This is a genomic window from Sulfuricurvum sp. (genome assembly GCF_041651515.1).
Lineage (GTDB): Bacteria > Campylobacterota > Campylobacteria > Campylobacterales > Sulfurimonadaceae > Sulfuricurvum.
The window spans coordinates 298,214-311,381 of record NZ_JBAZJF010000004.1 but is presented as its reverse complement, the minus strand read 5'-3'; the positions used below and the strand labels follow the sequence as shown (position 1 = coordinate 311,381).

Here is a 13,168-nt window from a genome sequence, read left to right as displayed (position 1 = left end):
TTACCTTTCATAGCGATTTTTTATATGTTCATATATTTCGATAATAATGGTTTTTTGATTGAGAATAGTATTAATGGCTTGGCTCATCTCTTCAGGCTCGTCATCGTATTGATGGGATATTTCATTTCGTATTTTTCTCAACGTTAGCCATTCTTTAGCACTGGGTAGAAACTCTAATTTTTCAAGTTTGTTGAGTATGTCAATAAAGGAGAGTTGTTGTGTATTTTCTTCGTATTGGGAGAGAATCAGCTTGAATAATTTGTCTCCCATGGTATCTTGAAGTTTGGCGAATCGAAATAGATATTGATCGATTGCTTGAACTTGTGATTCGCTCAGATGCGGATAGGCACTTGCGCTAATGGGTAAAAACTCTTTGATACCGTTATATGCTTGTTCTATTCGAAGGATATGCTTGTTGCATTCATTGAAATATTTTTCTATTTTTGCGGTATCGGTATTCAATTGCACCCCTTTTATTTTTGCTTCTTTCTCGATAAGTCGGTCATTATCTCGATGAAATACCACATCAATTTTTTGCTCACCAATAAGCGATTCGAGAAGAATTAAAAATCGGATCTTTTTTTCGGATAAATGAGCCTGATTGTTTGTTTCAATATAGAGGTCAATATCTCCGCCTCTTTTGTGATCATCGACTCGACTTCCAAAAAGGTAGATATCTCCTTCACCGAAGACTTCTTGAAAGGCTGTTAGGATTGAACGGTGTTCAAATGCTGTCAATCTCATTAAGACACCTTTCTTGAATCTTATAACGATGCGTACACCCCTCTATCGTACTGAGGCGATGAGCAATAATAATTAATGTTTTATGCTCACATATTTTATAGATTTCTTCCATAATTTTGGCTTCGGTATCGGTATCGAGCGCGCTGGTTGCTTCATCAAGGACTAAAATCTCGGGATCACCGTAGAGTGCTCTGGCGATAGCAATCCGTTGACGCTGTCCGCCACTGAGTTTGATCCCGCCATCCCCCACCATCGTATTTATTCCCTCATGGTGTGATTCTAAAAACTCCAAAATATTGGCTTGCCGGAGAACGTGTTGGATTTTAATGTTGTTGATAGGTTTACCGAAAGCGACGTTTTGAGCGACCGTGCCGTCAAAGAGATAGATGCTTTGGGGAATGTAGCCGATTTTTGCGCGCCATGCTTTGATTGTCCCCTCATCGAGTGTTACGCCATCGACGGTAATGGTGCCGGTTTTGGGACGATACAGCCCGATGAGTAGATCAATGAGTGTTGATTTTCCACTGCCACTTTCGCCGATAAAGGCAATTTTTTCTCCGTGACGAATCGTGAGGGTAATATCGCGTAGAATGGGCTTGGCTTCGTCGTATTCAAAATCGATATGATTCAGCTGGAGGATGTGTTCAAACGAAATAGGCTCATTTCCGAAATTTTCGGGATTGTACATTAAATCGTTATGGATAATATCAAGAGAACTTTTATAAAAAAGAATTTGATTGTAGCCCGATAGGATACGGTTGGCTGAGGGCATGAGGCGATAAAGTCCTAAGACAAACATGGAGATAAGGGCTAAAGCGCCGGAGATATCGGTTTGGTATTTATGGATGATGTAGATCACCATAAAAATGACAATCCCAAACCCTAGCGCCTCTAAAAAAAGTCTGGGAAAATGGGTGAGTGTTTCATTTCGGATATTAGCTTGGGCATAACCTGCACTGGCGTGATCAAATTGTTCGAGAATCGATGCAGTATTAGAGGTGAGTTTCATCATTTTGAAATTACCGAGACTGCTTTGGATAATCTCGAAAAACTTTTTTTGATGTTCTTCACGGGAAACTCCGGCTTTTTTGATGGCGCGAGAGACGGTCATCGTCAGAAAAAAGGCGTTAACGATGAGGATCGTACTGATGAGGAGAGTGATTTTCCAGTTGATCGTGATCATAATGGCATAAATAAAAATCACGACAAAAATTTCACTCAGCATAAGCAGTAGACCGGAAATGAGAGCAGTCATATTTTGTGCTTCATTGATAATAGATTTGCTGAGATCCGCACTGTTCTTATCGATAAAGGAGCGGTAGCTCATACCAAGATAATTTTCAAAGAGTCGGTAAGCGATGAGATGATAGCGCCCTTTTGAAAATTTGGCCAACAGATAAAAGTATCCGAGATTGAGGGCAGAGCGTAAAAAATAAAAGATTAGGAGAATGATTCCAATGGTTATGACAAAATTAACATCATTATGGAAGTGGAAAAAAGGATAGAGTTTTTCTATATAGGTGTTGGTATGAATATTAGTAAAATTACCGGCGATAGATATAAAAGGGAGAATCGCTCCTACCCCGACCATCTCCATGAGGGAAACAGCGATCGAGATAAAAACTAGAATAAAAAGAAATCTTTTATCGTGTTTTGTTAAAATTGAAAACAGTTTGATAAAAAACAGTTTCATAGTGAATCGTAGTCATCATTCGCATTGTATAATTGGTACAGTCGTGAAATACCCTCGGAGAGTTCCACAGTATGCTTCCATCCAAGAGCATGTAACTTGCTCACATCGGTGAGTTTTTGCATCGTTCCATCAGGGCGATCGGTATTAAAATAAAGTTCACCCGTATATCCTACGATTTCACGGATCAGATATGCAAGATCGTGAATGCTGATCTCGACCCCTGTTCCGATGTTAATATGAGTGTTACGGATTTCACCTCCAGGAGTAGTGCTGAAGGTATCTTCAAAATCACGATTTTCCATCAGAAACACACATGCATCCGCCATATCTTCACTCCACAAAAATTCCCGCATCGGTTTACCGCTTCCCCATATCTCAACACGTGGGGCATTAGAAATTTTTGCTTCATGAATTTTACGCATGATGGCAGGAAGCACATGGGAAGTTTCCAAGTCAAAATTATCGTTAGGGCCATAAAGGTTGGTGGGCATTACGCTGATAAAGTTAGTGCCATACTGAAGGTTATAACTTTCACACATTTTGATTCCGGCGATTTTGGCAATGGCATAAGGTTCATTGGTGTATTCGAGTGTGTCGGTGAGAAGGTATTCTTCCTTCATCGGTTGAGGGCAGTTTTTGGGATAGATACAAGTGGAGCCTAAAAAAAGCAGTTTTTTAACCTTATTCTGATAACTGATATCAATCAAATTGTTTTGAATGACAAGATTGCTGTAGATAAATTCTGCTCGATAAGTGTTGTTAGCGACAATACCACCTACTTTGGCAGCAGCAAAAAAAACATATTCCGGCTGAAATGTTTCGAAAAAATACTCAACCTGTTGTTGTTTTGTTAGATCCAGCGGATAGTAATCCACTCCATCGACAACAGGTTTTCTGATATGATAATTTGAAATTATGTTGGTGTAGCCTTTTGATAAAAGGTTCTTGATTATTGCACTTCCTACAAGGCCAGTGCCTCCTGCAACAAATATTCTGCTATATTTTTCCATTTTTCTTCCTTTACTCAAAATAACTTATGGTTGTATACTCGCCATCTTTTTATCTATTATTTCTTTCCGACACGCTCACAATATTTTTTTGCATTTAAAAGTCGTTCTTTATGCCCCATATCGGCGAGAGCTTCGGTAACAACGTTACGGAGATAGTATTCGACGTATTTACATAAATTGATATCTCCTTGGATACCTGCTTCTTTTTTAAAACGTTGGATAGAAGATGAGCGTTCAGATTCGCGGAACAACGCTTCGTTGAAATCAAATCCGAAATAGTTGAGTGATTCGGTAAATTGGTAGGCGAGCTTTTCTTTGATTTCATTGAAGTATTTTAAAAATTCCTCTTTATGCAAATCTTCAAATGCTTTGAGATTGGCGAAATGTTCATCAAGATCACGGCGGTGGGTACCGATCGTATGAATGGTATCGACTTGTTCTCGGCGTGCCGTTTTGAGTTCCTGCTCAAAACTTTCACGATCTACCGTAGCAATAGGATTTTCGGTATTTTTTAATTGGGCTTCCATTGTTTCACGTTTGGCGGTAACCGCCTGCTCTTTGCCGACAAGCATTTGCAGTTCGGCTTTCAGTGTATCAAACAGTTTTTTTTCTTCAAGGTACGATTCTTGTGCCCCTAAAAACTCTTTGGTATAAACACGCAGTGCATAGGTACTGCGTTGTTCGAATTCGGCATATCGGTCACAGAGGTAACGGATCGTATTGAATTTAGTGACAAGTTCTTGATTGTAGATCGTAGGATCGAGATCTTTGAACATTCCGGCTGCAGAATATATAAATTCTTTGAAAACATCAAATCGGAAGGCTTCGTCAAAATCAAATCCGATGGCATTAAAATATTTTTTAACGAGTTTAATATCATCGTTAAAGAAATCCAGAATAACCTGTTTTTGAGAAACGGAAAGAGGTATCATTTTTTATATCATCTTTGTGCTTGATATGGTTAGGTTATGATAGCGTATAATTGCGAAAAAAAAGGTTTCCTGTGTGCGGTGTTTTTGGAATTATCGGTGACTATACCCCTGCAAAAGCGCGTGAAGCATTAGCTACACTTTCACACAGGGGGCGTGATCACTGTGGCATAATCGAACAAGAAAGATTGTTCTTGGCGCATCAGAGACTCACAATCACCGATGCACACCCTCGCTCACATCAGCCGATGCAGCGCGGCAGATTTTTACTCAGTTTCAATGGGGAAATTTATAATCATAAAGCATTACGGGAAGAATTGGGAGATTGCACTTGGGAAACGCAAGGGGATGCCGAAGTTATTTTAGCGGCGTATGAACGGTGGGGTATAGCGTGTGTTAAACGTTTTGAGGGGATGTTTGCATTTGCTTTGATTGATGGGGATAAACTTTACTTAGCTCGTGATCGTTTCGGAAAAAAAAGCCTTTTTTACCATAAAAATGAAAAGCAGATTATCTTTGCTTCGGAGATCAAAGCGATTAAACCTTTTTTGACACAAGTACGTATGAATCAAGATGCAATGCTCTCCTATCTCTCATTTTTGGCACCAACACCTCCCCATACGTTTTATCAGGGTATTGAGAAGCTTGAATCGGGTGAATGGATCCGATTTGAAGGGAGTCGGATTACCAAACAGCGCTATTACGACGTATGTAACGCTTCTCACCCCTCCATAGACAATGAAGCTACGGCGCTTGAAAATATCGAAGAGAGGTTAAAGCGATCGTTGGAACTTCGTTTGGATACGTCAGCACCTACGGCAGCATTGCTCTCCGGAGGTATTGACAGTGCTTTGTTGTGTGCATTGGCATCGGATCAGGGGAAAAAGTTAGATACTTTTACTCTCGGATATGACGAATACAGCGGGTATGACGAACGAATCAATGCGCGTGCGAGTGCACTGGAACTCGGGGTAAAAAATACGGAAGTTATTATTTCACAGAATGATTTTAATGACTATCTGGATGAATTGCTGATCCATATGGATGAGCCGCTTAATGATCCTGCCGCATTGCCTCTTTATCTGCTGATGAAAAAAATCAGTTCCGAGGGATATAAGGTTATTCTGAGTGGAGAAGGATCGGATGAACTGTTTTTGGGGTATCGACAATATTTCGAGTATCTCGATATTGAAAAAGCGGCTATCTTGCACCATAAAAACTGGCTAAAGAAGTATTTTCATAGCAATTTTTCGATGAATCGGGAGTGGGAGTGGTACAAACGGATATTTGACGAGACGCTGTTATTTCGTTCCTCGGGGGAAAAATTTACCGATCTGCAGCAAAATTTATTATTGCGGCGTAATATACGCGATAATGAGTCGCTTCGATTTTTAGAGCCGTATCGGATCCTCTTTGAACAAAGTGCTCATACCCATCCGGCTCAATGGTACAGTGCAATTGATTTAAAACTTTTTATGGGAGAGCATTTTTTGACCAAACTTGATCGGGTGTCGATGGCCCATACGATCGAAGCACGAACCCCATTTTTGGATCATACGTTGGTGGATACGGTAATGGCGATTGATCCTGAGATACGGATAGGGCAGGGAGGAACAAAGTATCTGCTTAAACAAGTTGCAAGCCGCTATCTGAGCAAAGAGATACTGCAGCGGAAGAAAAAAGGGTTCTCTAACCCCTATATGGAATGGCTGATAGCATCTAAGCGACTTGAGTTGATCAAAAAGGTGAATAATCAAACCGGATTGTTCCATCCCGAAGAGATAGACAAATACCTTGATTTTGCTCGGCGGGGCCGATTTAAGCAGCACGTATGGGGGCTCTATGTTCTAAGCCATTGGATACAGAGAGAATTATTATAAACCTGATTCTTATTTCCCTTCGATTAAAAGAGCCAGTTCCAATGTTCCGCTGATATAATTGGCAAAAAAGCTCATAATCCCCTCATCAGCTTCATTAAAATCTGCGTGATACTTATTGAGTAATTGGATTACTCCGATCACTTCTTGGCGAGAATTGAAAATAGGGATTGCAAGGATATTTCGGGTGACGAAACCACTTTTTTCGTCAATTTTTGCTAAAAAACGGCTGTCTTCATAGGGACTATTAACAATTTGCCCTTTTTTGGTGTGCACCGTATCTCCGACGATTCCTGAATCAAGACCAATCGCGATTCGTCCGATCCCGTCGCTGAGTTTTGTCCAGAGCATATTGCTGGAGTGATCAAGGATAAAGATAGAACAACGTTCTGCATTTACAATGGCTTTAGCCTCTTCGGCAATCGTGGGTAAAGCGGTTTCGAGATGGTCAAGTTGCGCCAATTTTTTACCAAAATTGGCAATACGTTTATAAATTTCGATACTCATTCGATTCCTTTATTGAGAAGTGATGCTTCATTATCAAATAACATAGCCAATTCTAAATATCCGCTGATGTAATGAGCAAAAAATATCATTGCTTTCGCATCATCTTTTGAAAATCCTCCCGGCTTATTGAGGAGTTGAAAGACACCGATAATTCGTCGAGCAGAGTCAAAAATAGGGATAGAGGCGATATTTTCGGTTACAAACCCTGTTTTACTGTCGACCGTATGTAAAAAACGTTCATCATCGTAAGGGTTATTTACCAAAATAGGTTTTCCTTCTTTGACGGTATGACCGACGATACCGTCATCTTTGTGAACCATAATCTTTTCGGTACCATCAGCCAATGTCGTCCAGAGCATTTGGATGTTGGGATTGTAGATAAAAATGGAACACCGTTCGGCACCACTGACCTCTTTGGCATATTCAGAGATCATGGGAAGCCCCTCTTGTAGGGAAGGGCGTTTAAGTAATGCACGGCCGAATTCGGCAAGTGCACTGTAGGAAGGTGCTGTATTCATTCAGTTCTCCTGAAAAAGATGCGTAGCTAATGCTATCAGTCGAAAGCTAAAAAGAAACTCAATGAGGTATTAGAGGAGAGAAGGAAAGAAAAAATTTGCCTCGTAGAGGCAAGAGGGAAATTTAGAGGGCGTGCTCTTTTTTATACTCGATGATCATTGCATACGCTTCATCTTTAAGGAGTAATTTCTCTTTTTTGAGTTTTTCAAGTTCCAAATCAGTCATTGGAACTTCACCGTTTTCGGCTTTAGCGATTTGGTTGTCAAGATCGTTATGACGATCAAAAATTTTCAAAAAGTGGGCATTTGCCGCATCGTTTTGTTTCATATGGGTGATAACATCGCGGTATTCGTGCAACATTTTGGGTCCTTGAGTGGAAATTTATCGGAATTATAGCACTAGTTAATTTAAAATCCGTGGAAGGGTGATACCTTCTTGTCCTTGGTATTTGCCACTTTTGTCTTTATAGCTGGTCTCACATACTTCGTCGCCTTGTAAAAATAACACTTGAGCGATACCTTCATTGGCATAAATTTTTGCCGGCAAAGGGGTAGTGTTTGAGATTTCGATGGTGATATGCCCTTCAAATTCGGGCTCGAACGGAGTGACATTGACGATAATCCCGCAACGTGCATAGGTCGATTTACCCAAACAGATAGCTAAAACATCCCGAGGAATTTTGAAATACTCGACTGTACGGGCGAGAGCGAAGGAATTTGGGGGGACAATGCAGACATCTCCGACAAAATCAACGACATTGGCATCATCAAAATGTTTAGGATCCACAACCGTGGAATTGAGATTGGTAAAAATTTTAAACTCATTCGTTACACGAATATCATAACCGTATGAGCTAAGACCGTAACTGACGACTCCAACTCCCACTTGATCCTCACAAAAAGGGGAGATCATCCCCTCGGTTAATGCCATTTTCCTAATCCATCCGTCGCTCTTGAGCCCCATAGTGTTATCCAAAGTTAAAATATTTTGTGGTAGTATAGCACATCTCTTACCCTACTTTTAGGAGCATTTTCCCATGGATATGAAACAAATAAAAACCCTTTTGCAAGAGTTCGATGCGAGTACTCTTTCAAAATTGAAAATTACTCAAGACGCTTTTTCTATTGAATTTGAAAAAAATATCGGCGTAGTTGCCGCGCCTGTTATGGCAGCGGCTCCCGTAGCAACAATGGCTCATGCAGTTGCTGCAGCAGCACCTGAAGCAGCGCCGGTTATTAGCGGTGATATGATCGTTTCCCCGATGGTCGGAACCTATTATGCGGCTCCGTCACCGGATTCGGCCCCCTTTGTCAAAGTGGGTGATCGCGTGAAAAAAGGTCAAGTTATTGCGGTGCTCGAAGCAATGAAAATTATGAATGAACTTGAGGCGGAATTTGATTGTGAAATCCTTAGCGTTTTGGTTTCTGATTCTCAGGCTGTCGAATATGATATGCCACTTTTTGCGGTTAAGAAGCTTTAAATATGGCAGAAATTAAACGTATTTTAGTCGCGAATCGCGGTGAAATCGCCCTTCGTGCCATCCGAACCATTAAAGAGATGGGTAAAGAAGCGGTAGCGGTTTATTCGACTGCAGACAAAGACGCATCCTATCTTAAGCTTGCGGATGCAGCAATTTGTATCGGCGGCGCACCAAGTTCCAGCAGTTATCTCAATATTCCCGCCATTATCGCTGCGTGTGAAATCAGCGGGTGTGATGCTGTATTTCCGGGATACGGTTTTTTGAGTGAAAATCAACACTTTGTTGAAATTTGTACCCATCACGGGATCAAATTTATCGGACCGACCCCGGAAGTTATGGTGTTGATGTCGGATAAATCGAAAGCAAAAGATGTCATGATCGCTGCGGGTGTTCCCGTCGTTCCCGGTTCTGAAGGTGCAATCACCGATATTGCGGACGCAGCGAAGCGTGCCGTAGAAGTCGGATATCCGATTATCCTCAAAGCGGCTGCCGGCGGCGGCGGACGCGGTATGCGTGTTGTCGAAGATGAGAGTTATTTAGAGAATGCTTTTTTAGCGGCTGAAGCGGAAGCCATTACCGCATTCGGTGACGGTACCATTTATATGGAAAAATTCATTAAAAATCCGCGCCATATTGAAGTTCAGGTGATTGCCGACTCTCACGGTAACGTTCTTCATATCGGTGAGCGCGACTGTTCCATGCAGCGCCGCCACCAAAAGCTGATTGAAGAGTCTCCGGCTGTTGCCTTGACGCCTGAAATTCGTGCGGAGCTTCATGCTTCGGCGGTGCGAGCGACCAAATTCATTAAATACGAAGGGGCGGGAACATTTGAATATCTCCTTGATGCCGATAAAAACTTCTATTTTATGGAGATGAATACTCGTCTTCAGGTAGAGCATACCGTTTCTGAGATGGTTAGCGGTTTGGATTTGATCGAGATGATGATTCGTGTTGCAGAGGGTGAAGCTCTTCCCCCTCAGGAGAGTGTTGTTCTTACCGGACATTCAATCGAGTGCCGAATTACAGCAGAAGATCCGATCCGCTTTTTGCCAAGTCCGGGAAAAATTACACAGTGGATTGCCCCTGGCGGACGTAATATTCGTATCGATACTCATGCACATGCGGGGTATATTGTCCCCTCTACCTATGATTCGATGATTGGTAAATTGATTGTTTACGGGAGAGACCGCAATGACGCTATTGCTCGGATGCACCGTGCATTGAGTGAGTTTACGATCACCGGAATTAAAACAACCATTCCGTTTCACATGAAAATGATGAAAAATCCCGATTTCATCAGCAATAACTTTGACACTAAGTACCTCGAAAACTACAGCGGCTAATTACCGCTAACGTGTGTCCTCCTTATTTAAGGGAGGCGCAATACTTTGATCTCCGCACTGAGACGTAGTCTTGTAAAATAATCATTTAACACTTGATTGCGTTTTTCCCCCATGATCGCATTTGCGATTGCTGGTCGGCTGGATTCTAAATTTTCGGTAACGACATTATTTTTTTCACGTACGTAAAAACTCATGAAACCGTTTTGTCCGTTTGGGAGGATAGGGGTGAAGTTTCCTTGGGGGATTTTATTGAGAATTTGGGCGAGTTGAGGATTGATTGCATTGTAGGCAAGCGTCTCATCTTTGGACGCGATACCTTCGATATTATGCATGGGATCGGTGATCTTGGCTTGTAATGCTTCTTGGGAAGAAGCGGTGTATACGGTTACACTAAAGCTTTCAGGGCGGGAAAAATCATCCAAATGGAGCTGATAATATTCAGCCTCTTCGGTGGGGGTAGGTTGGGCCATTTTTGAAAAGGCAATGGCACTGTAGAGCTTTTGCCCTTTGATACTCTCTTCGACTTTGGCTTTTAGCTCTTTCTCACTCAGCCCTCGCACCGTCTGCATAGCGTTTAAGAATTGTTCCATGGAAAGATTATTTTGTTTAGCCATCCGTTCAAGCTCTTCTTTGACTTCAGCTGAAGTGACGGTGATTTTTTTCTCTACCGCTTCGAGTTGTTCCAATTTCTTACGAATAAGGGTATCAGCACTTTGCTGCGCATTGGTATTGCTTTGTTTCATCTCTTGCTGAACTTCATAGAGGGTAATAGGGCTATTTTTAACTAACACAGCGACACCTCCAATGGGTGCACTCCACAAAAATGAGGCTAACAGGGTTGAGAGTAATAACGGTCGCATACGTGCTCCTTGGTAAAGTGCTCTATTTTACCCGCTTTTAACATAGCCTTAACTAAAATTGCGCAATTGCATCCAACAAAGGGATTTTACACATGGTAGTAACCAGATTTGCTCCAAGCCCGACGGGCTATTTACATATCGGCGGATTGCGTACCGCACTTCTTAGTTATCTTTGGGCACGCCGCAACAATGGAAAATTTTTGCTCCGTATCGAAGATACCGATTTCAGCCGCAATGACGAAGCGGCAGCATTGGCGATCGTGGAAGCGTTTAAATGGGTTGGATTGGAACATGACGGGGTGATCGAATATCAATCCAGCCGTTTGAGCATCTACCAAGAGTATGCACAGAAATTACTGGATGAGGGCAAAGCGTATAAATGCTACATGTCTAAAGAAGAGCTTGAATCGCTGCGTGAAGAGCAGATAGCGAGAAAAGAGAGAGCAAAATACGATAACCGATATCGAGATTTTAGCGGAGAGGCCCCTGAAGGACGCGAAGCGGTTATCCGTATCAAAGCCCCTTTGGAGGGTTCTATTACCGTACATGATGGGGTAAAAGGGGATGTAATTTTTAACGTTGAAGATATCTTGGATGACTTTATTATTGCCCGTTCCGACGGAACTCCGACCTATAATTTCGTCGTGGCAGTAGATGATGCTCTGATGGGAGTTACCGACGTTATTCGTGGTGACGATCACCTCTCTAACACCCCGAAACAGATCGTGATTTACAATGCACTAGGGTTTCCTGTCCCTAAATTCTTCCACGTTCCTATGATCCATAACAGTGAGGGGAAAAAGCTCTCCAAACGTGACGGTGCGACCGATGTGATGATGTATAAAACGATGGGATATACCCCTGAGGCATTGCTTAATTTTCTTGTTCGATTGGGGTGGAGTCATGGAGATCAGGAGATCTTTTCCATGAAAGAGATGCTTGAGTTGTTTGATCCGAGCGATATCAATCGCTCCGCATCGGTCTATAATGTGGAGAAACTTGATTGGCTGAACAGTCACTATATTAAAAATACTTCGAACGATAAACTGTGTGAACTGCTTGAGTTTCACGGTGTTATGCTAATAAGCCATGACAAACGGGAAATCCTTCTTGATGCGGTTAAAGAGCGGGCTAAAACACTCAGCGAAATGGCAACTTTGGTGGGTGAAATCTTGGTTGCTCCGGCCGAGTATGATGAAGCGGCTTTAAAAAAAGGGTATAAAGAGGAGAGCAAAGCTATTTTAGAAGCGTTTGCTACCGCACTTAAAGGGGCAAAGGATCTTCATTTGCCGAGTGATTATCACCATATTATGGAAGCTGTTGTCGCAGAGTTGGAAATCGGTTTCGGGAAAATCGGTCAGCCCCTTCGTGTTGCTTTGATGGGAAAACTTTCCGGTCCCGGATTGGATAGCGTGATGGCAATTATCGGTGTCGAAGAGACACTAAAACGTATTGAAGCGCTTGTTCAGCGATAACGAATCTTTCTCATCGAAGGGGAGAGCCCCTTCGCTTTCGCCTCTTTTAAAAACCGTTTATATCCTCTCAACTCTTTCACCCCTACTTTGTAACTGATAAATGTTAGATAATGGGTAATTTGCGCAGGGCTAAGATTGCTTTTGCGGGAAGCTTCCATCAGTATGTAATAAGGAATTTTCACCTTTTTGGAAACAAACGCGAGGCTGAGACGGCGAAGCTCGTTGCTGTGATGATGGGTGCATAGCAGAGCAAAGACAAACGGCAACCCTGTTCGCTCATGCCATATTCCACCTAAATCAATATGTTCGCCACCGCTGTAGTAATAGCGTAGCGCTTTGTCTCCGATCAATACCTCTCCATGAATGTCGAGTATGCGGGCGAGGAGATTGGAAGTGGCTGAATCACGATCGTCTTTATCGGCATTAGGGCGTGATAAAACACTCAACACCTCTTTTTTGGCAACGATTCCGACATTAAAATGGGAGCAATTTCTAGCCGTGATACTGGAGATAAATGCTGCATCGATTCGGTGAGCGGCAAACTCACGGTTGAGTACCGAGGGGACCCCTTTGTGATAATGGAGGCTTTGATGAAATTGGGTAGTCTGGGCGTAGCGCTTGATAAAGACGTGAAACGGCAAAAGGTTTATAAAATCAATTTTTCCGAAAATCAAACTATCTTCCTCATAAAAATAAAAACCATTATACTAATTGATCCCTGACAAGGGACTGTT

Annotated in this window: 14 protein-coding genes; 4 read left to right on the top strand and 10 right to left on the bottom strand. The window is 42.1% G+C overall.

Features of this window, described 5'->3' with window-relative positions; all coding sequences use genetic code 11:
* From WC407_RS09565 to WC407_RS09550, 4 genes are read right to left on the bottom strand one after another with little or no spacing between them, the layout of a single operon-like run.
* A complete protein-coding gene (locus WC407_RS09565; RefSeq protein WP_373022402.1) occupies nt 1-744 on the bottom strand; it encodes a nucleotidyltransferase domain-containing protein in 744 nt (247 codons plus the stop codon).
* Nucleotides 725-2,437: an ATP-binding cassette domain-containing protein gene (locus WC407_RS09560; protein ID WP_373022401.1), complete on the bottom strand. Its 1,713-nt coding sequence runs from the start codon at nt 2,435-2,437 to the stop codon at nt 725-727. The genes WC407_RS09565 and WC407_RS09560 overlap by 20 nt, the downstream gene beginning before the upstream one ends.
* The gene (locus tag WC407_RS09555) at nt 2,434-3,447 is read right to left on the bottom strand and encodes a GDP-L-fucose synthase family protein (protein ID WP_373022400.1); all 1,014 of its coding nucleotides are present in this window, start codon (nt 3,445-3,447) and stop codon (nt 2,434-2,436) included. The genes WC407_RS09560 and WC407_RS09555 overlap by 4 nt, the downstream gene beginning before the upstream one ends.
* 56 nt (nt 3,448-3,503) lie before the next feature.
* Nucleotides 3,504-4,379: a hypothetical protein gene (locus tag WC407_RS09550; RefSeq protein ID WP_373022399.1), complete on the bottom strand. Its 876-nt coding sequence runs from the start codon at nt 4,377-4,379 to the stop codon at nt 3,504-3,506.
* 50 nt (nt 4,380-4,429) lie between these two features.
* Here WC407_RS09550 and asnB point away from each other — a divergent pair, with 50 nt between their 5' ends.
* Nucleotides 4,430-6,256 (top strand): asparagine synthase (glutamine-hydrolyzing), encoded by a 1,827-nt coding sequence (gene asnB, locus WC407_RS09545; protein WP_373022398.1) that lies wholly within the window; start codon nt 4,430-4,432, stop codon nt 6,254-6,256.
* 9 nt (nt 6,257-6,265) lie between these two features.
* On the opposite strand, the gene WC407_RS09540 is transcribed toward asnB, so the two are convergent.
* From WC407_RS09540 to dcd, 4 genes are all read right to left on the bottom strand, one after another.
* A complete protein-coding gene (locus WC407_RS09540; RefSeq protein ID WP_373022397.1) occupies nt 6,266-6,760 on the bottom strand; it encodes a GAF domain-containing protein in 495 nt (164 codons plus the stop codon).
* The gene (locus tag WC407_RS09535) at nt 6,757-7,278 is read right to left on the bottom strand and encodes a GAF domain-containing protein (protein WP_373022396.1); all 522 of its coding nucleotides are present in this window, start codon (nt 7,276-7,278) and stop codon (nt 6,757-6,759) included. Before WC407_RS09535 ends, WC407_RS09540 begins: the two co-directional genes overlap by 4 nt.
* Before the next feature lie 121 nt (nt 7,279-7,399).
* The gene (locus WC407_RS09530) at nt 7,400-7,636 is read right to left on the bottom strand and encodes a YdcH family protein (RefSeq protein WP_373022395.1); all 237 of its coding nucleotides are present in this window, start codon (nt 7,634-7,636) and stop codon (nt 7,400-7,402) included.
* 42 nt (nt 7,637-7,678) lie between these two features.
* Nucleotides 7,679-8,239 carry a dCTP deaminase gene (gene dcd, locus WC407_RS09525; protein ID WP_373022538.1) on the bottom strand — a complete coding sequence of 187 codons (561 nt, stop codon included), beginning with the start codon at nt 8,237-8,239 and terminating at the stop codon, nt 7,679-7,681.
* A 73-nt stretch (nt 8,240-8,312) separates the two neighbouring features.
* On the opposite strand from dcd, the gene accB reads away from it, so the two are divergent.
* Entirely contained in the window at nt 8,313-8,756 is a 444-nt protein-coding gene (gene accB / locus WC407_RS09520) for an acetyl-CoA carboxylase biotin carboxyl carrier protein (protein ID WP_373022394.1), read from the top strand.
* Between the two features lie 2 nt (nt 8,757-8,758).
* The gene (locus tag WC407_RS09515) at nt 8,759-10,099 is read left to right on the top strand and encodes an acetyl-CoA carboxylase biotin carboxylase subunit (protein ID WP_373022393.1); all 1,341 of its coding nucleotides are present in this window, start codon (nt 8,759-8,761) and stop codon (nt 10,097-10,099) included.
* Nucleotides 10,100-10,125: 26 nt separating this feature from the next.
* Here the strand turns inward: WC407_RS09515 and WC407_RS09510 are convergent, their stop codons facing one another.
* Nucleotides 10,126-10,959 (bottom strand): peptidylprolyl isomerase, encoded by an 834-nt coding sequence (locus WC407_RS09510; protein WP_373022392.1) that lies wholly within the window; start codon nt 10,957-10,959, stop codon nt 10,126-10,128.
* Nucleotides 10,960-11,051: 92 nt separating this feature from the next.
* Between WC407_RS09510 and gltX the strand changes: the two genes are divergently transcribed.
* Nucleotides 11,052-12,434 carry a glutamate--tRNA ligase gene (gltX, locus tag WC407_RS09505; RefSeq protein ID WP_373022391.1) on the top strand — a complete coding sequence of 461 codons (1,383 nt, stop codon included), beginning with the start codon at nt 11,052-11,054 and terminating at the stop codon, nt 12,432-12,434.
* Here gltX and WC407_RS09500 read toward each other — a convergent pair.
* Nucleotides 12,425-13,108: an MqnA/MqnD/SBP family protein gene (locus WC407_RS09500; RefSeq protein ID WP_373022390.1), complete on the bottom strand. Its 684-nt coding sequence runs from the start codon at nt 13,106-13,108 to the stop codon at nt 12,425-12,427. The two genes, gltX and WC407_RS09500, sit on opposite strands and share 10 nt — an antisense overlap.
* Nucleotides 13,109-13,168 lie beyond the last annotated feature (60 nt).

What these genes read in the sequence shown, in the direction of transcription:
- gltX (WP_373022391.1), top strand. Translation starts at nt 11,052, where the DNA reads ATGGTAGTAACCAGATTTGCTCCAAGCCCGACGGGCTATTTACATATC.
- WC407_RS09515 (WP_373022393.1), top strand. Translation starts at nt 8,759, where the DNA reads ATGGCAGAAATTAAACGTATTTTAGTCGCGAATCGCGGTGAAATCGCC.
- WC407_RS09550 (WP_373022399.1), bottom strand. Translation starts at nt 4,379, where the DNA reads ATGATACCTCTTTCCGTTTCTCAAAAACAGGTTATTCTGGATTTCTTT.
- WC407_RS09560 (WP_373022401.1), bottom strand. Translation starts at nt 2,437, where the DNA reads ATGAAACTGTTTTTTATCAAACTGTTTTCAATTTTAACAAAACACGAT.
- WC407_RS09510 (WP_373022392.1), bottom strand. Translation starts at nt 10,959, where the DNA reads ATGCGACCGTTATTACTCTCAACCCTGTTAGCCTCATTTTTGTGGAGT.
- WC407_RS09540 (WP_373022397.1), bottom strand. Translation starts at nt 6,760, where the DNA reads ATGAGTATCGAAATTTATAAACGTATTGCCAATTTTGGTAAAAAATTG.
- WC407_RS09565 (WP_373022402.1), bottom strand. Translation starts at nt 744, where the DNA reads ATGAGATTGACAGCATTTGAACACCGTTCAATCCTAACAGCCTTTCAA.
- dcd (WP_373022538.1), bottom strand. Translation starts at nt 8,239, where the DNA reads ATGGGGCTCAAGAGCGACGGATGGATTAGGAAAATGGCATTAACCGAG.
- WC407_RS09530 (WP_373022395.1), bottom strand. Translation starts at nt 7,636, where the DNA reads ATGTTGCACGAATACCGCGATGTTATCACCCATATGAAACAAAACGAT.
- WC407_RS09555 (WP_373022400.1), bottom strand. Translation starts at nt 3,447, where the DNA reads ATGGAAAAATATAGCAGAATATTTGTTGCAGGAGGCACTGGCCTTGTA.
- accB (WP_373022394.1), top strand. Translation starts at nt 8,313, where the DNA reads ATGGATATGAAACAAATAAAAACCCTTTTGCAAGAGTTCGATGCGAGT.
- WC407_RS09535 (WP_373022396.1), bottom strand. Translation starts at nt 7,278, where the DNA reads ATGAATACAGCACCTTCCTACAGTGCACTTGCCGAATTCGGCCGTGCA.